This is a genomic window from Stenotrophomonas sp. GL_111 (assembly GCF_057835245.1).
This window is the reverse complement of the sequence record NZ_CM174421.1, coordinates 1,731,326-1,750,760: the sequence shown is the minus strand read 5'-3', so window position 1 is coordinate 1,750,760 and position 19,435 is coordinate 1,731,326. Positions and strand designations below refer to the sequence as shown.

The window sequence follows — 19,435 nt, the reverse complement described above, 5'->3', positions numbered from 1 at the left end:
TGTAACGAAAAACCCCGCCGGGTGGCGGGGTTTGATCGGGTTGCCGGCCAGCAGGAATGCCAGGATTGCCGGCCAGCGGCCGGCACTACTTTGCTTGTTTGACTTCGGCACTGCCGACTGGGTTGCGCGGATCGCTGCCACCACTGAGGGTGTTGCTGCGGCGGTTCCACTCCACGGTCTGCAGGTTGCCCCACACATGGCTGGACCCGCGCCCGCCAGCAGCGCTGTCGCCGGGCAGGTCGATCTTGTGGCCCATCGCCTGCAGCTGCTGGATCGCCCCGGCCGAGAACGCGCCGGTTTCGGCCTCGATCACGTCCGGCAGCCACTGGTGGTGATAACGCGGCAAGGCCGCCACCTGCTGCGCATCCAGGCCGGCGTCATAGCCCAGGATGCCCAGCAGCACCATGGTGATGATGCGGCTGCCGCCCGGGGTACCCAGCACCACCACCTTGTCGGCGGACTCCATGAAGGTCGGGGTCATCGAGCTGAGCATGCGCTTGCCCGGCTTCGGCGCGTTGGCCGCATAGCCCATCACACCAAAGGCGTTCGGGGTGCCCGGCTTCAGCGCGAAGTCGTCCATCTCATTGTTGAGCAGCACGCCGGTGCCCGACGGAATCAGGCCCGAGCCGTACAACAGGTTGACGGTCTGGGTGGCGCCGACGCGATTGCCTTCACGGTCGATGATCGAGAAGTGGGTGGTCTCGTCGTCTTCCAGCGGGGTCGGGTTGCCCGACAGCAGGTCGCTGGGGGTGGCCTTCTCCGGATGGATGGTCGCGCGCAGGCCCTGCGCGTAATCCTTGCTGGTCAGCACCTTCTGCGGGATCTGCACGAAATCCGGATCGCCGAGGAAGAACGTACGGTCGCGGTAAGCGCGGCGCATCGCCTCGACCACCAGATGGGTGCGATGCGCTTCGTCAAGGCTGTTCAGATCCCAACCTTCCAGAATCTGCAGCATCGAAGCCAGTGCGATGCCACCGGACGACGGCGGCGAGGCGGTGGTGATCTTCCAGTCACGGTAGTTGAAGACGATCGGCTCGCGCAGCTTGACCCGGTAGCCGGCCAGCTCTTCGGCACTCCAGCGACCGCCGGCCTGCTTCACGCCCGCCAGCAGCAGCGTGCCGGTCTGGCCACGGTAGAAACCGTCGAAGCCCTTGTCGGCCAGGCGCTCCAGGGTGGCGGCCAGTTCCGGCTGACGGAACAGATCGCCCTCGGCGATCGGCCGGCCATTGCGCAGGTACACCTCACGCGTTCCGGGGTAGCGCTCCATCACTTCACGGCGCGAGGCATAGCCCTTGGCCATGCGCGCGTACACCGGGAAGCCGTCGCTGGCGATGCGGATCGCCGGGCCCAGCGCGGTGCGCAGCGGCAACTTGCCGTGCTTGGACGACAGCTCCACCAGCGCCGCCGGCAGGCCGGGGATGCCGGCCGACCACGGGCCGTTGACCGAGCGGTCGCGGTCCAGCTCGCCCTTCTTGTCCAGGAACGCCGCCGGCGTTGCCGACTGCGGCGCGGTTTCGCGCGCGTCCAGCATCACGTCCTTGCCGGTGGCCGCGTCATGCAGCAGGAAGAAGCCGCCACCGCCCAGGCCGGAGCTGATCGGCTCGACCACCGCCAGCACCGAGGACACCGCCACGGCGGCATCGAAGGCGTTGCCGCCCTTGGCCAGGATCTCCATGCCGGCTTCGGTGGCCAGGTGATGGCCACTGGCAATCGCGGCGCCATCGGGATGCTTGGCCAGGGACGTCTGTGCCGCAGGGGCGGCGAACCCGGCCAGCGGGGACCACAGCAGGACGACGAGCAGCAACCAGCGACGCGACAGCGTGTTCATTCGGGGGGAGACTCCACGTAGAGTTCGGGATGGTCGCGCTGCAGACCGAACAGCTTGGCCAGCAGGGCTTCCTGGGTTTCCGGGATATCCGGATCCGGATCGATGCATTCCACCGGGCAGACGACCACGCACTGGGGTTCGTCGAAATGTCCCACGCACTCGGTGCAGCGGGCCGGATCGATCACGTAGATGGTTTCACCCATCGAAATGGCTTGATTGGGGCAAGCCGGCTCACAGACGTCGCAGTTGACGCAGAGCTCATTGATTTTCAGCGACATGGCGGTATTGCTCCACGCCCGCGCCGGCGGATGAAGACCGGCCTGCGCAGACGCAGGCCGATCATCGGCGGCTTCCTCGCCGGAAGCCGCCCGGGCCGCACCAGAGGCGCGGCCGCCACTGCACGGGTTACTTGGCTTCTACGAAGATGTACTCGGCGCCGGTCGGCTGCACGATGGCCTGCACACGGGCGGTATCAGCGGCCTGGCCGATGAACACCACGCGCACGCCCTTCATCGAATCCGGCGACACGTCCTTGAACACGGCCTGGATCATGTCGGCCATCTTGCCCGAGGCCGACGAACCGAAGGCCAGCATGTTGCCCGGCTGGATGCCGCGACCGACCGCCGTGGTGGCGCTTTCAACCTGGCGCTCGTACTTGGCGGCGAACTCCGGATCCGATTCCGGGGAGAGGTAGTACAGGAACGGGCTGTTGGTGATGTTGCCCATGTTCTGCACGGCCACGGACTGCAGGTACTTCTTCCAGCCCGCATCGTCGTCCTTGGCCGGGGCGACCAGCGCCTGCTGGGCGTCGGCGGCCGGCGCGGCGTCTTCCTTCTTGCAGGCGGTGAAGGCCAGCGCGAACGACGCGATCAACATGGCACGCATGGTGTTGTTCATGGAATTCCTCCCTTGGTGATTCTTGGTATGTATGGGTCTGACAGGTTTTACGACGGGTTCGACTTCGCTTCGCGGACCTTGCGCAGCGCCTCAAGCACCGAGGCCGGCACAAAGCCGGACACGTCGCCGCCCAGGCGGGCGATCTCGCGGACCAGCGAAGACGAAATGAAGCTGTGCTGCTCGGCCGGGGTCAGGAACAACGTCTCGACCTCGGGGATCAGGTGGCGGTTCATGCTCGCCATCTGGAATTCGTATTCGAAATCGGACACCGCGCGCAGCCCGCGCAGCAGGATGCCGCCCTGCACCGAGCGCACGAAATGCGCCAGCAGGGTGTCAAAGCCGCGTACTTCCACGTTGCGGTTGTGGCCCAGCGCGTCACGCGCCAGCTGCACGCGCAGCTCCAGCGGCAGCGTCGGCCCCTTGGACGGGCTCATCGCCACGCCTACCACCACCTTCTCAAACAGCGGCGCGGCCCGGTTCACCAGGTCGATGTGACCGTTGGTGATCGGATCAAAGGTGCCCGGGTACACGGCAATGCGGCGGTTGGCCACGGTCATACGGTAGCTACGCGTTGTGATCTGGTGAAAGTGTAGCAGTGGCGCGGCGGTACAGGGCAAAACGCACCTCGCGGGTACCCCCCTCGCGGTGCAGCAGCCACGGTGCCGGCACCACCGGCCCCTGCCCGCCCGGCGACTCCAGGTACAGCCACGCATCGGCGGCCAGATGCGGGCCCAGCCCGGCCAGCACCGCCTCCCACAACCCGGCCGCGAACGGCGGATCGATAAAGACGATATCGGCCTGCCCCTTGGGCGGCTGGCCCAGCCACTGCAGGGCATCGGCCTGAACCACCTCGATCTGCCCCTGCGCGCCCAGCTTGGCCACCGACTCGCGCAGCTGCCGGGCCAGCGCCACATCCCGCTCGACCAGCGTGGCCTGTGCCGCCCCGCGCGACACCGCCTCCAGCCCCAGCGCCCCGCTGCCGGCGAACAGGTCCAGCACCCGCGCACCGCCGATCCGCGGCATCAGCCAGTTGAACAGGGTCTCGCGCACGCGGTCGCTGCTCGGCCGCAACCCCGGCGACAACGGCACCGGCAGTTTGGTGCCGCGCCATTTGCCGCCAATGATCCGGACCTGGCCCACGGCCGCTGTGATCGGCTGGCGCGGGGTCATGCGCGGCCCCGGTGCAGGCGGGTGGAACGGAGAGCAATGCGGGCGAAGCAGGTCATGGGCAGCAGCGGGAGCAGCAATTCGGTCCGTCATTCTAGGGCGTGTGGAAGCTCCGGATGAAGAGCAGCAGAGCAGCCACGCATGGCGTGGCGCTACCGTTGGCGTCAGGAGGTGCAGCGGCGCCCTTGAATTCGGGACAATCCACCCCTACCCCTTGAGCCAGCCGCCGCGCCGGGCGCGGCATTGACCAAGGAGCATCGTCACCGTGACCGAGCAGACCCAAAAGCAAACCCTGGGCTTCCAGACCGAAGTGAAGCAGCTGCTGCAGCTGATGATCCACTCGCTGTACTCCAATAAGGAAATCTTCCTTCGCGAGCTGATCTCCAACGCCGCCGATGCCTCGGACAAACTGCGCTTCGAAGCGCTGACCCAGCCGGCCCTGCTCGAGAACGACGGCGACCTGCGCATCCGTGTCAGCTTCGACGCCGATGCGCACACCCTCACCCTCGAGGACAACGGCATCGGCATGAGCCGCGAGGACGCCATTGCCCACCTTGGCACCATCGCCAAGTCCGGCACCGGCGACTTCCTGCGCCAGCTCTCCGGCGACCAGAAGAAGGACTCCCAGCTGATCGGCCAGTTCGGCGTCGGCTTCTACAGCGCCTTCATCGTCGCCGACCAGGTCGACGTCTACTCCCGCCGCGCCGGCCTGCCGGCCAGCGAGGGCGTGCACTGGTCCTCGCGCGGCGAAGGCGAGTTCGACGTTGAGGCCATCGACAAGTCCGAGCGTGGCACCCGCATCGTGCTGCACCTGAAGGACGACCAGCACGACTTCGCCGACGGCTGGCGCCTGCGCAGCATCATCAAGAAGTACTCCGACCACATCGGCCTGCCGATCCAGATGCCCAAGGAAGCCCACGGCGAAGACGCCCCGGCCGAGCTGGAATGGGAAACCGTCAACCGCGCCAGTGCGCTGTGGACCCGCCCGCGCACCGAAATCACCGATGCCGAGTACCAGGAGTTCTACAAGCACGCCGCGCATGACCACCAGGATGCGCTGGCCTGGAGCCACAACAAGGTCGAAGGCAAGCTCGAGTACACCTCGCTGCTGTACGTGCCCGGCCACGCCCCGTTCGACCTGTACCACCGCGACGCGCCCAAGGGCCTGAAGCTGTACGTGCAGCGCGTGTTCGTGATGGACCAGGCCGAGCAGTTCCTGCCGCTGTACCTGCGCTTCATCAAGGGCGTGGTGGATTCCAACGACCTGTCGCTGAATGTGTCGCGCGAGATCCTGCAGTCCGGCCCGGTCATCGACTCGATGAAGTCCGCGCTGACCAAGCGCTCGCTGGACATGCTCGACAAGCTGGCCAAGGACAAGCCCGACGCCTATGCCGGCTTCTGGAAGCAGTTCGGCCAGGTGCTCAAGGAAGGCCCCGCCGAAGACTTCAACAACCGCGAGAAGATCGCCGGCCTGCTGCGCTTCGCCTCCACCCACGACGCCAGTGGCGAGCAGAGCGTCGCACTGGCCGACTACCTGGGCCGCATGATCGAAGGCCAGGACAAGATCTACTACCTGACCGGCGACAGCCACACCCAGGTCAAGGACAGCCCGCACCTGGAAGTGTTCCGCAAGAAGGGCATTGAAGTGCTGCTGCTCACCGACCGCATCGATGAGTGGCTGATGGGCTACCTGACCGAGTTCGACGGCAAGTCGTTCGTGGATGTCGCCCGTGGCGACCTCGACCTGGGCGCGCTGGAAACCGCCGAGGACAAGCAGGCCCAGGAAGAAGCCGCCAAGGACAAGCAGGGCCTGGTCGATCGCATCAAGTCCGCACTTGGTGACGATGTGGCCGACGTGCGCGTCTCGCACCGCCTGACCGACTCCCCGGCGATCCTGGCCATCGGCGAACAGGATCTGGGCATGCAGATGCGCCAGATTCTGGAAGCCAGCGGTCAGAAGGTGCCCGACAGCAAGCCGGTGTTCGAGTTCAACCCCGGCCATCCGCTGATCGGCAAGCTGGACCAGGAAGCGGACGCCGCGCGTTTCGACGACCTGAGCCGCGTGCTGTTCGACCAGGCCGCACTGGCTGCCGGTGACACGCTGAAGGATCCGGCCGCCTACGTGCGCCGGCTCAACAAGCTGCTGCTGGAGTTGTCGGCGTAAAACAAAGGGGGCCGGCCCTGGGCCGGCAGCCGTCGGTAGTGCCGGCCGCTGGCCGGCTCCTCGCATGACCTGCGCGGCTATGAGCCGGCCAGCGGCCGGCACTACCGTTTACGTTGCCATCAACGGCTGGCTCAGGCGCGCGTGTCCAGCAGCGCGCCTAGCATCTGGTCGCTGCGTCGGATCAAGGTGGCGTTGGCGGAGAACGCCAGCACCGCCTGTTTGGCGGCCAGCAGGTCTGGAACCGGGGCGGCCGGATCCGGCGCCACCTCGACCAGACGGGCCTGGACACCGCCGCCTTCCACCGAGGCCTGCGCTACGCCGATCCGGGTAGCGTCCGGTACCGGCAGCCGCGCGACGTTTGACGCCGCCGCCTGCACACCCAGGCTGGCGGCACGCATACCGGAACTGGCAAGGGTCATCACGTTCACGTTGCTGCACTCCGCGCTGCCAGGCCACGTCCAATGACGCAGCCATTCACAACCGTTAGCGGCCACCCCGGCCGAAGCTTGAGCCCCGCGCCACCTACCGGTGCGCACCGCCCCGCTGCCACCGCCACGCCCCCGGGCCGTTGGGGGCGCAGTGGTAGCATAGCCCTCTGATATCAGTGTCTTTTGCCCATGCTCAGTTTCTTCCGCCGCAAAAAACCCCAGGACACGCCGCAGGACGTGCCCAAGACCCAGCACTATTCGGCTGAAGAGCTGGCAGCGGCATTCCCGCAGGCCAGCCAGGACGCCCCGGCCGCGTCTGTACCGGTCGAAACGGTGGCTCCCGAACCCGTAGCGGTTGAACCTGCCGCAGCGGCACCGATCGCTGAAGCGCCCGCCGTGGTTGAACGCACCACCGTCGCGCCCGTTGCAGTGGAGGCTGCCGCCGTCACCGTGGCAGCGGAACCGGCCGCACCTGCAGCCAGTATTCCCACAGCGCCTGCGCCGGCCGCGGTCGTCATCGCCGAGCCCATCGCCGCGCCGCTGCCCAGCCCGGTGCTGGTGGCCAGCGAAGTGACCCAGCAGGCCGCAGAACCGCTGCCAGCCGAACCTACCGACACCGTTGCCCCGGCCGCTCCGGGCAAGTCCGGCTGGCGCGAACGCCTGCGCAACAGCGTGATCGCACGCAGCTTCGGCGGTCTGTTCTCGCGCAATCCCAAGCTCGACGACGACCTGCTGGACGAGCTTGAAACCGCTCTGATCACCGCCGACGTCGGCGTGGGCGCCACCACCGCGCTGGTCGAAGGCCTGCGCAAGCGGATGAAGGCGCGCGAATTCGTCGATGCCAACGCCCTGCTCAGCGCCCTGCGCAGCGACCTGATCGCGATCCTGCAGCCGGTTGCCAAGCCGCTGCTGATCGACCGCACCGCCAAGCCCTTCGTGGTGCTCACCGTCGGCGTCAACGGCGTCGGCAAGACCACCACCATCGGCAAGCTGGCCAAGCGCTTCAAGGACGACGGCCACAGCCTGATGCTGGCCGCCGGCGATACTTTCCGTGCCGCCGCCGTGGCCCAGCTGCAGGCCTGGGGCGAACGCAACGGCGTGGCCGTGATCGCCCAGGGGCAAAACGCCGATGCCGCCTCGGTCGCCTTCGATGCACTGCAGGCCGGCAAGGCCCGTGGCACCGAAGTGCTGATCGCCGATACCGCCGGCCGCCTGCACACCCAGTCCGGGCTGATGAACGAGCTGGGCAAGATCCGCCGCGTGCTCGGCAAGCTCGACCCCAACGCACCGCATGAAGTGCTGATGGTGATCGACGGCACCACCGGGCAGAACGCGCTCTCGCAGCTGCGCCAGTTCCATGCCGCGGTCAACGTGACCGGGCTGGTGGTGACCAAGCTGGACGGCACCGCCAAGGGCGGCGTCGTGTTCGCGCTGGCCCGTGAGTTCGGCATTCCGATCCGCTTTGCCGGCATCGGCGAACGCCCGGAAGACCTGCGCGTGTTCGACCCGGAAGCCTTCGTCGACGCCCTGCTGCCCGAAGCACTGGGCGGCTGATCGCATCCCTGTAGAGCCACCCCATGGGTGGCTGCCGCAACGCCCGGTGTGGCCGGTGCCCTGCCTTGGGCAGAAGCAGCCACCCATGGGGTGGCTCTACCCCTCTCCGGAACCGCCATGCCCCGCCAGCCTGCCGCCAGCGCCGCCCGATGCACCGATGACGCCTTCGTCGCGCGCCTGTTGCCCTGGTTCGATGGCCATGGCCGCCACGACCTGCCCTGGCAGCATCCGCGCTCGCCGTACCGGGTGTGGCTGTCGGAAATCATGTTGCAGCAGACCCAGGTCAGCACGGTCATTCCGTACTTCCTGAAGTTCCTGCAGTTCTTCCCCAGCCTGCCTGCGCTGGCAGCGGCCAGCAATGACGAGGTGATGGCGCAGTGGGCCGGGCTGGGCTACTACGCCCGTGCGCGCAACCTGCATGCCGCCGCGCAACGTTGCGTGGAGCTGCATGGCGGTGAGCTGCCACGGGACTTCGACGCCCTGCACGCACTGCCCGGGATCGGCCGCAGCACCGCCGGCGCCATCCTCAGCCAAGCCTGGAATGATCGCTTCGCCATTCTTGATGGCAACGTCAAGCGCGTGCTGACCCGCTACCACGGCATCGACGGCTTCCCCGGCCTGCCGGCGGTGGAAAAAGTGCTGTGGGCGCTGGCCGAAGCGCATGTGCAGCAGGTGCCGGACGCGCGCCTGGCCGACTACACCCAGGCGCAGATGGACCTGGGCGCAACGGTCTGCACGCGCAACAAACCGGCCTGCGTGATCTGCCCGCTGCAGGAAGACTGCGTCGCCCGCCGCGAAGGGCGCACCGCGCAGCTGCCCACGCCCAAGCCGAGCAAGACCCTGCCCGAACGCGAAGCGGTGGCGCTGCTGCTGCGCGATGCACAGGGCCGCGTGCTGCTGCAGAAGCGCCCGGATACCGGCATCTGGGCACAGCTGTGGACGCTGCCACAGGCCGACAGTGGCATCGCGCTGCAGGACTGGTTCGATGCGCATGTGGATGGATCGCTGGAAGAGGCCGAGCCACTGCCGGTGCTGCAACACACCTTCAGCCACTACCGCCTGCATCTGCAGGTGCTGGTGCGGCGGGTCAATGGCCTGCATCGCGACGACCCGGCGCTGCGCTGGGTAGCCGATGAGGGCCTGGCCGCACTGGGCCTGCCCGCCCCGATCCGCAAGCTGCTGGACGGCGCCCCCGCCCCGGCACCGGCCAAGCGCGCGCGCCGTACAATGCCCCGCGCACCGACTTCCCGAAACAACGAGTAACCGCCATGTCCCGCACCCTCTTCTGCCAGTACGAACAACGCGACAGCGAAGGCCTGGACTTCGTGCCCTACCCGGGCGAGCTGGGCCAACGCATCTTCAACCACATCGGCAAGACCGCCTGGTCGTCCTGGCTGGCGCACCAGACCATGCTGATCAACGAAAACCGGCTGTCCCCGCGCGATCCCAAGCACCGCGCGTTCCTGGAAGCAGAGCTGGTCAAATACCTGTTCGAGAAGGACGCGGAAAAGCCGGCCGGATTCGTTCCGGAAGCCTGATTCCACTTTTTGCCGTGTAAGGCCCCGCGGTACAGCTGGCTGGCCGCGCGGGCCCCAACGCTCGCCTCACACCCAGAACGAAGACAGGGCAGCCCCCACCTTACTTCTCCGGCGCTACCTGCCCTTCCTCACGCTCCTGCACCTGCGCCTGGCGCAGCTCCTGCTCGGACGCCCGCAGCGCCTTGACGTCCAGCTTGCGGATGCTGCCGATGAAGCACGGCATGCTCGGGCCCGGCGTACCGTCGCGGACAAGCACCTTGTCGAAGCGCGAGGACACCTGGCCCATCTGGCTGGTCAGCCCGATCGCGGTGGCGAACGACAGCCCCTGGCAGGGGCCGCGCAACTCCAGCAGATAGGCCTCACTTGGCCGCGTCCACACCGCCAGCGCACTGTCACCCAGCTCCGTCCAGCCATTGAGTGAGCCGAAATACTGCAGGCTCTGCTGTGGCGGACCGGCGTGGGCGCGGTACAGCGCCAGGCGCTGTTCGGTGGTGAGCCGCCCGGTGGTGGCACAGGCCACCAGGGTCAGGCACAGCGCGGCCGTTGCGATCAGGGTTTTCATGGCGCCTCCAACAGGGATGACTGCGCCGATCATGCACCCGCTGCGTGAGGCCGGCGAGAGCATCGCGCCGGCCATTCAGCCGCCAGCTCAGACCTCGCTGTTGGCCAGCGCGTGCAGGCGCCCTTCGCGCAGCTCCAGCACCCGGTCCAGCTTGCGGGCCAGGCTGCGGTCGTGGGTCACCAGCACCAGGCTGGTGTGGTGGGCACGGTTGAGCTCCAGCATCAGCTCGAACACCGTCGCGGCGGTCTTGTCGTCCAGGTTGCCGGTGGGCTCATCGCCGAGCACGCAGGCCGGTTGGTTGACCAGCGCGCGCGCTACCGCCGCGCGCTGGCGCTCACCACCGGACAGCTCGCCCGGCTTGTGCTCCAACCGGTGCCCCAGCCCGACCGACTCCAGCAGCGCACGTGCGCGCGCGCGCGCATCGGCCACTTCTTCGCCACCCAGCAGCACCGGCATCATCACGTTTTCCAGCGCGGTGAACTCGGGCAGCAGGTGGTGGAACTGGTACACGAAGCCCAGCGCGCGGTTGCGCAGGCGCCCGCGCTGGCTGTCCGACAGCCCGGACATGCGCTGGCCGGCGACGAAGACTTCACCGGCGGTCGGTGTGTCCAGCCCACCCAGCAGGTGCAGCAGGGTGCTCTTGCCGGCGCCGGACGCGCCGATGATCGCCACCGTTTCGCCGGCCGACACGCGCAGGTCCAGGCCATTGAAGACCGGGGTCTGCATGCGGCCTTCGGCATAGGTCTTGGCCAGTGCTTCGGCGCGGATGACTTCCTCGCCCAGGGTGAGTGCTTCATTCATAACGCAGGGCCTCCGCCGGCTGGGTACGTGCCGCGCGCCAGGCGGGATACAGGGTCGCAAGGAAACTCATCACCAATGCGATCACGGTGATCACGATGATGTCCGGGGTCTGCATGTCGGTCGGCAGGCCGGTGATGTAGTAGACGTCCTCGGGCAGCAGCTTGACGTTGAACAAGTGTTCGATCGCGCCCAGGATGCGCTCCAGGTTCAAGGTCAGGGTGATGCCACCGACCACGCCCAGCACGGTGCCGAAGATGCCGATCAGCGAGCCCTGCACCATGAACACCTGCATCACCCCGCCCGGGGTCAGGCCGAGGGTGCGCAGGATCGCGATGTCGGCCTGCTTGTCGGTCACCAGCATCACCTGCGAGGACACCAGATTGAAGGCGCCCATCGCGATGATCAGCGAGAGCAGGATGCCCATCACCACTTTTTCCATGCGCAGCGAGTGGTACAGGTTGGCGTTCTGCTGGGTCCAGTCGCTGACCCGGTAGGCGCCGCCCAGGCCGTGCGCCAGGTCCACGCCGACGTCCAGCGCCTTGTCCATGTCATGCAGCTTGAGCCGCACACCGGTGACGCCGTCCATGCGCAGCACGCGCTCCAGGTCGTCCATGTTGGCGTAGGCCACCCCACGGTCGATCTCGTTGTAGCCGGCCTCGAAGATGCCGCTGACCTTGAAGCGTTTCAGCCGCGGCATCGCCCCGACCGGGGTGCCCTGCACTTCGGCCAGGGTCACCAGCACGGTGTCGCCGACATCCACGCCCAGCCAGATCGCCAGTTCCTTGCCGATCAGCAGGTTGTAGCTGCCCGGCGTGAGGCTGTCGAAGCTGCCCTTCTTGATCTTCTGGTTGATCACCGACACGCCCGGCTCCAGCGCCGGATCGATGCCCTGCACGATCGCACCCTGCACGCGCGGACCGCTGAGCATCGCCTGGATCTCGATGTACGGTGCCGCACCGGCCACGCGCGGGTCCTTCTTGGCGATGTCCACCGCCCGCTGCCAGTCCGACATCGGCGCGCCGTCGGCGGTGATCGTGGTGTGTGCGGTCATCTGCAGCAGGCGATCGCGGATCTCCTTCTGGAACCCGCTCATCACCGCCAGGGTGGTGATCAGCACGGTCACGCCCAGCGCGATGCCGAGGATGGAGGCCATCGAAATGAAGGAGATGAAGCCGTTGCGGCGTTTGGCGCGCAGATAGCGCAGACCGATTGCGACAGGTATGGGTTTGAACATGCAGGTACGCCGGACAATTCAGGCTATGGTGCCACTGCCGGCGGTGAACGGGAAATGTAGCGTGCGTGCACGGCCAGTCGCAGTTCACGTCGCTGCGCCGGGGCCAGCGTATCGGGCCAGAACAACCGCCAGTGGCGACGCCGGCCGTGGCACCAGCCCAGCTGCAGCAGCAGCCCGCGGTCGGCCAGCACCAGCGCCTCCACCACCGCCCCCTCCACCCGCACCGGGGCCTCGCCCGGCGGGATGACGATCTGCTGCGGCGGTTGCCGGCGGTAGCGCCAGGCCTCCCATCCCCCCAGGGCCAGCGCCAGCAGCGCGGCCGGCCCGCGCAACGCGGGCGCCAGATCGGTGTTCCATAGCGCCCAAGGCGCCAGCGCGGTCAGCAGCAGGTGCGCGGCAAACTGCCAGCGCGAGGGCCGCCACTCAAGCCGGCAGGGCGCGGATCCGGGCGATGAGCGCGGCGGGCTGGGCATGCGGGCATTCCTCGTAACCCATGAACCAACGCCACAACTTATCGTCCTCGCTCTCCAGCAGGAACAGGAAAACCTCGCGTTCTTCGGTAGGTGCCTGCAACCAGCAGCGGTCCAGGTAGCGGCCGAACAGCTGGTCCAGTTCACGCATGCCACGCCGGCAGCGCCAGCGCAGCTTTTTCAGTTCAGTGGCTTCGTCCATCGACAATGCATTCCTCCGGAGACCGGCCGGCAGAGGCCGGAAACAACAGCGGCACCGGACCTTCCGGTCGGTGCCGCCGCAGGTGCCGCCGCGCGGGCGGCGGCAGCATGAACCGCTGGATCAGGCGCGGCGCGCCATCATCAGCTTCTTGATCTCGGCAATCGCCAAGGCCGGGTTCAAGCCCTTCGGGCAGGTCCGCGAGCAGTTCATGATGGTGTGGCAGCGGTACAGCTTGAACGGGTCTTCCAGCTCGTCGAGGCGGGCGCCGGTGTCTTCATCGCGCGAGTCGACGATCCAGCGGTAGGCCTGCAGCAGGATCGCCGGGCCCAGGTAACGCTCGCCGTTCCACCAGTAGCTCGGGCAGCTGGTCGAGCAGCACGCGCACAGGATGCACTCGTACAGGCCGTCCAGCTTCTTGCGGTCTTCCGGCGACTGCAGGCGCTCACGGTCCGGCGGCGGCGGGGTCTGGGTGCGGATCCACGGCTTGATCGAGGCGTACTGCGCGTAGAAGTGGGTCAAATCCGGCACCAGATCCTTGACCACGCTCATGTGCGGCAGCGGGTAGATCGGCACTTCGGCCTTGCCGCAGTCGGCGATGGCGCGGGTGCAGGCCAGCGTGTTGGTGCCGTCGATGTTCATCGCGCACGAACCGCAGATGCCCTCGCGGCACGAACGACGGAAGGTCAGGGTCGGATCGATTTCATTCTTGATCTTGATCAGCGCGTCCAGAACCATCGGGCCGCAGCTGTCCAGGTCGATCTCGTAGGTATCGGTGCGCGGATTGCTGTCGTCGTCGGGGTTCCAACGGTAGACCTTGAAGGTACGGGTGTTCTTCGCACCGCTCTGGGCGGGGAAGTGCTTGCCCTTTCCGATCTTGGAATTCTTGGGGAGGGAAAACTCGGCCATGGCTGTTCTCGTTGGCTCAGGCGGCTCGCGCTGCGATGCAGGCGCGGCTAGCACGGAAGGTGAGGAAGTCGACACCGCCGGCCTGCCGCGCACGCACGACCCCACCCTTGCGGGCGGAGGCGTTGGCGGGCGCTGCGTGGCCGGTGGTCATGCCGCGGGCGCTCAGTAGACGCGCGGCTTCGGCGGCACCACGTCCACGTCCTTGCTCAACGTGTACATGTGCACCGGGCGATAGTCGAAGCTGCACTTGCCCTTGTCGTCGACGTTGACCAGCGTGTGCTTCTGCCAGTTGACGTCGTCGCGGTCCGGGAAGTCCTCGTGCGCGTGCGCGCCACGGCTTTCCTTGCGCTGTTCGGCCGAGTTGATCGTTGCCACCGCGTTGAGCAGCAGGTTGTTCAGCTCGTAGGTTTCGATCAGGTCCGAGTTCCACACCAGCGAACGGTCGGTGACCTTGACGTCCTGGAAGGAGTCGAAGATCTCGGCCATCTTGGTGCAGCCCTCTTCCAGCGTCTTGCTGGTACGGAACACTGCCGCATCGTTCTGCATGGTGCGCTGCATGCGATCGCGGATGACCGAGGTCGGGGTGTCGCCGTTGGCGTAACGCAGCTTGTCGAGCAGGCCCAGGGCTTTGTCGCAGCTATCGGACGGCAGGGTCTTGTGCGGCATGCCCGGCTTGATGGTCTCGGCGCAGCGGTTGGCCACCGCGCGGCCGAACACCACCAGATCCAGCAGCGAGTTCGAACCCAGGCGGTTGGCACCGTGCACCGACACGCAGGCGGCTTCGCCGATCGCGTACAGGCCCGGGACCACGGCATCGTTGTTGTCGCCCAGCTTGCGCACGACTTCGCCGTGGTAGTTGGTCGGGATGCCGCCCATGTTGTAGTGCACGGTCGGGATGACCGGGATCGGCTGCTTGTGCACGTCCACGCCCGCAAAGATGCGTGCGCTTTCGGCGATGCCCGGCAGCTTGTCGTCGATCACGCCCGGGCCGAGGTGGGTCAGGTCGAGCAGGATGTGATCCTTGTGCTCGCCGACGCCGCGGCCTTCGCGGATCTCGATGGTCATCGAACGCGACACCACGTCGCGCGAGGCCAGATCCTTGTAGTGCGGTGCATAGCGCTCCATGAAGCGCTCGCCATTGCTGTTGCGCAGAATGCCGCCCTCGCCTCGCACACCTTCGGTGATCAGGCAGCCGGCGCCGTAGATGCCGGTCGGGTGGAACTGCACGAACTCCATGTCCTGCATCGGCAGGCCGGCGCGCATGACCAGACCACCACCGTCGCCGGTGCAGGTGTGGGCCGAGGTGGCGCTGAAGTAGGCGCGGCCGTAACCGCCGGTGGCCAGCACCACGCCGTGGGCGCGGAACAGGTGCAGCGAGCCGTCGGCCATGTCCAGGGCGAGCACGCCGCGGCAGACGCCTTCGTCATCGAAGATCAGGTCGAGTGCGAAGTACTCGATCATGAAGCGCGCGTTGTGCGCCAGCGACTGCTGGTACAGCGTGTGCAGCATGGCGTGGCCGGTACGGTCGGCGGCGGCGCAGGTGCGCTGCGCGGACGGGCCTTCACCGTACTTGGTGGTCATGCCGCCGAACGGGCGCTGGTAGATCTTGCCCTCTTCGGTACGGCTGAACGGCACACCGTAGTGTTCCAGCTCGATGATGGCCGGAATCGCTTCGCGGCACATGTATTCGATGGCGTCCTGGTCACCCAGCCAATCCGAACCCTTGATGGTGTCGAAGAAGTGGTAGCGCCAGTCGTCCTCACCCATGTTGCCCAGCGCGGCGGAAATACCACCCTGCGCGGCAACAGTGTGCGAACGGGTCGGGAAGACCTTGGTCAGGCAGACGGTCTGCAGGCCCTTGGCGGCAAGACCGAACGTGGCGCGCAGGCCAGCACCGCCGGCGCCGACCACGACCATGTCGTACTTGTGTTCCGTAATCTTGTAAGCGGACATCTAATCTGGATTCCTGTCTTGGTGCCTGGACTCAGGCAACGCCGAGCGCAATGCGGGCGACCGCAAAAACACTGACGATCGCGCCGAGCACGGCGATGAACTTCACCGTGGTCTGCAGCGCCAGGGCCAGCAGCGAGTTGTGGATATAGTCTTCCAGCACGACCTGCAGGCCGAGCTGGGCGTGCCAGAACATCGCGACCAGGAAGCCGACCAGCAGCACCGCATTCCACGGCTTGGACACCGCGTCGGTGGCGGTCACGTAATCGGCGCCGATCAGGCTCAGCACGAATACCAGGAACCAGATGGTCAGGCCGACCAGCGCGGTGGCGGTCAGGCGCTGCATGACGAAATGTTCAGTACCGGTCTTGGCTGCGCCAAGGCCGCGCACGTTCTTCAGCGGGGTACGGAACTTGTTCATGCGGCGGCTCCCATGAAGACATAGGCCCAGACCAGCGCGGTGATCACCAGGCTGGCGAACACGGAGATCCAGCTGCTGCGCACGAAGGCGGGGATGGAGAAGCCGATGGCGAAGTCCTGCACGATATGGCGCAGGCCGTTGCACAGGTGATAGGCAAACGACCACGTCCATGCGAACAGGAAGAGCTTTCCATACCAGCTACCGGCCTGGCCGGTGAAGCAATTCCAGGATTCAGGACCCATCATCAGGGCCAGCAGGCCGCCGGCGATGATCAGGGCTCCAACAGACAGAAAGATGCCGGTCGCTCGATGCAAAATCGAGGTGGCCATCTGGATCTGCCAGCGATACACCTGAAGGTGCGGGGAAAGGGGACGTTCTCTGGCGGCCATTCGCTGGGCTCGTTGTCTCGGCTGGGCGGCAAAATGCCGCGTTGGCTCAATGCTGATCAAAAATCGATGCAGCGTCCGTTTTTTTCCCAATCACCGTACCGCACCGGATCAAGTCCGCCGCGGCCACCGATTTCCACTGGCACCACGGGCGTTTCGGGAAGCGGTTGCTTCTCGGTGGCCTGGGGCGCGTCGGGCTCGGATTCGGGAGAGGGGGTTGTTTGGCCTATCATGGGTGTTCTCGCAACGCACAAATTTTAGACCCCGTTCACGTGCCTGACAACCTGCCTACCGATTTCGTTGGATATCCGCGCCTCTCCGGTCACCAGCTGCTCAGTCTCAGCGGTGCCGATGCGGCGGCGTTCGCCCATGCCCAGTTCTCCAGTGATGTCACTGCCCTGCCCCTGCGGCACTGGCAGTGGAGCGCGTGGTTGAGCGCCAAGGGCCGCACCATTGCTGTGTTCCAGCTGATCCGGGTAGACCCGGAGGACGTGTTGCTGGTGCTGGCCGATGGCGACGGGGATGCGATTGCGTCGCAATTGCAGCGTTTTGTGTTCCGCCGGAAGGTGAAGATCGCGGTGCGCAACGACTGGGGTGTGGCCGGCAGCTTCACTGCGCCGGAGGCGGCCGTTGGCGCAGCAGTCGCGGTACTTGGCGAGACGCTGGAGCTGGATATGGGCGGCGATGTGCTGCCGCGGACGCTGCGGATCGGTCCGCTGCACGCCGATCCCGTGCCGGGCGATGCGGCCTTCGCGCTGGCCTGGCGGCAGTCGGATCTGCGCTATGGGCTGCCACGGCTGGAGGCCGATCAGCGCGAGCAGTGGACGCCGCAGCAGTTGGGGCTGGACCGGTTGAACGGGTACAGCGTCAAAAAAGGTTGCTATCCGGGCCAGGAGATCGTGGCGCGCACGCACTTCCTGGGCAAGGCCAAGCGGGCGCTGCAGTTGCTGCGGGTGGCCGATGGCACGCTGAGCGGTGCGCAGGTACTGCAGAACGCTGCGGCGATCGGCACGGTGGCCAGCGTGGCCGGCGATCTGGCGCTGGCGGTACTGCCGCTGGAAATCAGCGCCGAGCCGCTGCAGGTGGCCGGCGTGGACGCCACGCATCTGCCACTGCTGGATGGGCTGGCGCGCTGAGGTTTGCTTGTTTTTGTTGGGGTCTGCGCCGAGGTCAAGAGCTTGGCGACTCCTTAGCTACGGGTAGGCGGATACGCCGTGTAGCCCCTACCAGGACACGCCGTGAACCCATCCCTGGGGGCTTGTTCACAACATCCATGTTGTGAACAGTCCTGGTAGGGGCTACACGGCATATCCGCCTCCAGCCTTCCCCTGTGCGGAAGGGAGAGGCGACGCGTGCGCATGCGTCGATACCGCCGAATGTCATTTGAGTCGACGCCAGCTCATCAGGCCGTCGCGACGCGGCTAGGCTTTTAGCCTAGGCAGCCCGAATCCGCGGAGATGGTGTGCGCTGCTCTCTCAGCCGCTCAACGGAAACTTTGAGGGAGGGTGCCGGGTAGCCCAGGCCGGGACTGTTCACAACATGGATGTTGTGAACAAGCCCCCACGGATGGGTTCACGGCGTGTCCCGGCCTGGGCTACCCGGCGCTCTCCTGCCCAAGGCAATGAGGCGCTGGTTTTGACGTTGAACCGCCAACCAACCCAACCTCAATAGCGAAACCTCAGCGCAGTTCCAGCCGCTCGCCGGTTTCCGCGTCGAAGAAGTGCAGGCCCTGCGGGTGGATCGCCACGCGGATGGTTTCGCCTACCGCCGGCAGTGCCTGCGGTGCCACACGCATCACCAGCGCCTGGCCGCCTGTGCTCATGTTCACGAAAATCTCGTTGCCGACCGGCTCGATGCCGTCGATTGTCGCCTCGAACGCCGTTGCGTCGTCAGCCACTGCCGGCTGCAGGTGCTCCGGGCGCACGCCTACCGCGATCGACATGCCGATCCAGGCCGGATCGACCGTGGCCTGGCCCAGCGGCGCCGTCAGCGCTGCCTCGCGCACCACGATCCCGCTGTCCGTGCGCTCCAGGATCCCACGCAGCACGTTCATTGCCGGGCTGCCCAGGAAGCCTGCCACGAACAGATTGGCCGGACGGTCGTACAACGCCATCGGCGTATCGATCTGCTGGATGATCCCGTCCTTGAGCACCACGATCCGCTGGCCCAGCGTCATCGCTTCGACCTGATCGTGGGTCACGTAGATCATCGTCGTGCCCAGCTTGCGGTGCAGCTGCGCGATTTCCGTGCGCACGCTGTGGCGCAGCTTCGCGTCCAGGTTGGACAGCGGCTCATCGAGCAGGAACACCGCCGGCTCGCGCACCAGCGCGCGACCCAGTGCAACGCGCTGGCGCTGGCCACCGGACATCGCCTTGGGCAGCTTGTCGAGCATGTCGGTCAGGCCCAGCGTCTGCGCGGCCTCGTTGACCCGCTTGCTGATCGTCGCCTTGTCGTGCCCACGCAGCTTCAACCCGAATGCCAGGTTCTCGGCCACCGTCATGTGCGGGTACAGCGCGTAGCTCTGGAACACCATGGCGATATCCCGGTCCTTGGGTGCCACATCGTTGACCACCCGGTCGCCGATGCTCAGCGTGCCGCCACTGATCTCTTCCAGCCCGGCCACCATGCGCAGCAAGGTCGACTTGCCACACCCGGACGGCCCCACCAGCACCATCAACTCACCATCGGCCACTTCGAAGGTCGCGCCCTGGACGGCCACCTGACCGTTGTCGTAGACCTTGCGCACGCCCTGCAACTGCACTTTTGCCATATCACCCATTCCAGTCCGCCCGCTGCCGGGCTGTTGTGCGGAACTGCCTTCGGCCCTCCCGATGGCAGGTCGATGGCGTGGTGCCGCATGACGGCGACCACTGCAATCGAATACAGTCTGCTCATTCTGCCATGTAAACGTTTTCACGTGGCAGTAT

22 protein-coding genes are annotated in these 19,435 nt (G+C 66.5%); 5 read left to right on the top strand and 17 right to left on the bottom strand.

Annotation, left to right across the window (positions count from 1 at the left end):
• Positions 1–85: 85 nt before the first annotated feature.
• From ggt to rsmD, 5 genes are all read right to left on the bottom strand, one after another.
• Positions 86–1,828, bottom strand: a complete 1,743-nt coding sequence (ggt, locus tag AC3IPM_RS08095) for a gamma-glutamyltransferase (protein WP_489303432.1) — start codon at positions 1,826–1,828, stop codon at positions 86–88.
• Entirely contained in the window at positions 1,825–2,106 is a 282-nt protein-coding gene (locus AC3IPM_RS08090) for a YfhL family 4Fe-4S dicluster ferredoxin (protein WP_489303431.1), read from the bottom strand. Before AC3IPM_RS08090 ends, ggt begins: the two co-directional genes overlap by 4 nt.
• A gap of 127 nt (positions 2,107–2,233) precedes the next feature.
• A complete protein-coding gene (locus AC3IPM_RS08085; RefSeq protein WP_489303430.1) occupies positions 2,234–2,725 on the bottom strand; it encodes a hypothetical protein in 492 nt (163 codons plus the stop codon).
• A 47-nt stretch (positions 2,726–2,772) separates the two neighbouring features.
• Complete coding sequence (coaD, locus tag AC3IPM_RS08080; protein ID WP_489303429.1) at positions 2,773–3,282, bottom strand: pantetheine-phosphate adenylyltransferase; 510 nt, start codon at positions 3,280–3,282, stop codon at positions 2,773–2,775.
• A gap of 7 nt (positions 3,283–3,289) precedes the next feature.
• Positions 3,290–3,895: a 16S rRNA (guanine(966)-N(2))-methyltransferase RsmD gene (gene rsmD, locus AC3IPM_RS08075; protein WP_489303428.1), complete on the bottom strand. Its 606-nt coding sequence runs from the start codon at positions 3,893–3,895 to the stop codon at positions 3,290–3,292.
• A 262-nt stretch (positions 3,896–4,157) separates the two neighbouring features.
• Between rsmD and htpG the strand changes: the two genes are divergently transcribed.
• Positions 4,158–6,056 carry a molecular chaperone HtpG gene (htpG, locus tag AC3IPM_RS08070; RefSeq protein WP_489303427.1) on the top strand — a complete coding sequence of 633 codons (1,899 nt, stop codon included), beginning with the start codon at positions 4,158–4,160 and terminating at the stop codon, positions 6,054–6,056.
• A gap of 131 nt (positions 6,057–6,187) precedes the next feature.
• On the opposite strand, the gene AC3IPM_RS08065 is transcribed toward htpG, so the two are convergent.
• Positions 6,188–6,475 (bottom strand): hypothetical protein, encoded by a 288-nt coding sequence (locus AC3IPM_RS08065; protein WP_489303426.1) that lies wholly within the window; start codon positions 6,473–6,475, stop codon positions 6,188–6,190.
• A 198-nt stretch (positions 6,476–6,673) separates the two neighbouring features.
• Between AC3IPM_RS08065 and ftsY the strand changes: the two genes are divergently transcribed.
• The 3 genes from ftsY to AC3IPM_RS08050 all read left to right on the top strand — a co-directional run bounded on the left by ftsY (position 6,674) and on the right by AC3IPM_RS08050 (position 9,576).
• Positions 6,674–8,038 (top strand): signal recognition particle-docking protein FtsY, encoded by a 1,365-nt coding sequence (ftsY, locus tag AC3IPM_RS08060; protein WP_489303425.1) that lies wholly within the window; start codon positions 6,674–6,676, stop codon positions 8,036–8,038.
• A 117-nt stretch (positions 8,039–8,155) separates the two neighbouring features.
• Positions 8,156–9,301: an A/G-specific adenine glycosylase gene (gene mutY, locus AC3IPM_RS08055; RefSeq protein WP_489303424.1), complete on the top strand. Its 1,146-nt coding sequence runs from the start codon at positions 8,156–8,158 to the stop codon at positions 9,299–9,301.
• A gap of 5 nt (positions 9,302–9,306) precedes the next feature.
• On the top strand, positions 9,307–9,576 hold the full coding sequence (locus AC3IPM_RS08050) for an oxidative damage protection protein (RefSeq protein WP_489303423.1): 270 nt from the start codon (positions 9,307–9,309) through the stop codon (positions 9,574–9,576).
• A gap of 100 nt (positions 9,577–9,676) precedes the next feature.
• On the opposite strand, the gene AC3IPM_RS08045 is transcribed toward AC3IPM_RS08050, so the two are convergent.
• The 10 genes from AC3IPM_RS08045 to AC3IPM_RS08000 all read right to left on the bottom strand — a co-directional run bounded on the left by AC3IPM_RS08045 (position 9,677) and on the right by AC3IPM_RS08000 (position 16,741).
• Complete coding sequence (locus AC3IPM_RS08045) at positions 9,677–10,138, bottom strand: DUF6491 family protein (RefSeq protein ID WP_489303422.1); 462 nt, start codon at positions 10,136–10,138, stop codon at positions 9,677–9,679.
• 87 nt (positions 10,139–10,225) lie between these two features.
• Entirely contained in the window at positions 10,226–10,939 is a 714-nt protein-coding gene (lolD, locus tag AC3IPM_RS08040; protein WP_489303421.1) for a lipoprotein-releasing ABC transporter ATP-binding protein LolD, read from the bottom strand.
• Positions 10,932–12,173, bottom strand: coding sequence for a lipoprotein-releasing ABC transporter permease subunit (locus AC3IPM_RS08035; protein WP_489303420.1), 1,242 nt, complete (start codon positions 12,171–12,173; stop codon positions 10,932–10,934). Before AC3IPM_RS08035 ends, lolD begins: the two co-directional genes overlap by 8 nt.
• 23 nt (positions 12,174–12,196) lie before the next feature.
• The gene (locus tag AC3IPM_RS08030) at positions 12,197–12,646 is read right to left on the bottom strand and encodes a hypothetical protein (protein ID WP_489303419.1); all 450 of its coding nucleotides are present in this window, start codon (positions 12,644–12,646) and stop codon (positions 12,197–12,199) included.
• The gene (locus tag AC3IPM_RS08025) at positions 12,597–12,845 is read right to left on the bottom strand and encodes an FAD assembly factor SdhE (protein ID WP_128095617.1); all 249 of its coding nucleotides are present in this window, start codon (positions 12,843–12,845) and stop codon (positions 12,597–12,599) included. Before AC3IPM_RS08025 ends, AC3IPM_RS08030 begins: the two co-directional genes overlap by 50 nt.
• 120 nt (positions 12,846–12,965) lie before the next feature.
• Positions 12,966–13,751: a succinate dehydrogenase iron-sulfur subunit gene (locus AC3IPM_RS08020; protein ID WP_489303418.1), complete on the bottom strand. Its 786-nt coding sequence runs from the start codon at positions 13,749–13,751 to the stop codon at positions 12,966–12,968.
• Positions 13,752–13,913: 162 nt separating this feature from the next.
• Entirely contained in the window at positions 13,914–15,704 is a 1,791-nt protein-coding gene (gene sdhA, locus AC3IPM_RS08015) for a succinate dehydrogenase flavoprotein subunit (protein WP_489303417.1), read from the bottom strand.
• Between the two features lie 31 nt (positions 15,705–15,735).
• Positions 15,736–16,122 carry a succinate dehydrogenase, hydrophobic membrane anchor protein gene (gene sdhD / locus AC3IPM_RS08010; RefSeq protein WP_038689045.1) on the bottom strand — a complete coding sequence of 129 codons (387 nt, stop codon included), beginning with the start codon at positions 16,120–16,122 and terminating at the stop codon, positions 15,736–15,738.
• Positions 16,119–16,511: a succinate dehydrogenase, cytochrome b556 subunit gene (sdhC, locus tag AC3IPM_RS08005; protein WP_489303416.1), complete on the bottom strand. Its 393-nt coding sequence runs from the start codon at positions 16,509–16,511 to the stop codon at positions 16,119–16,121. The genes sdhD and sdhC overlap by 4 nt, the downstream gene beginning before the upstream one ends.
• Before the next feature lie 56 nt (positions 16,512–16,567).
• Entirely contained in the window at positions 16,568–16,741 is a 174-nt protein-coding gene (locus AC3IPM_RS08000) for a DUF1674 domain-containing protein (protein WP_489303415.1), read from the bottom strand.
• Between the two features lie 39 nt (positions 16,742–16,780).
• On the opposite strand from AC3IPM_RS08000, the gene ygfZ reads away from it, so the two are divergent.
• A complete protein-coding gene (gene ygfZ / locus AC3IPM_RS07995; RefSeq protein ID WP_489303414.1) occupies positions 16,781–17,644 on the top strand; it encodes a CAF17-like 4Fe-4S cluster assembly/insertion protein YgfZ in 864 nt (287 codons plus the stop codon).
• 542 nt (positions 17,645–18,186) lie between these two features.
• Here ygfZ and AC3IPM_RS07990 read toward each other — a convergent pair.
• Entirely contained in the window at positions 18,187–19,278 is a 1,092-nt protein-coding gene (locus tag AC3IPM_RS07990) for an ABC transporter ATP-binding protein (RefSeq protein WP_489303413.1), read from the bottom strand.
• Positions 19,279–19,435 lie beyond the last annotated feature (157 nt).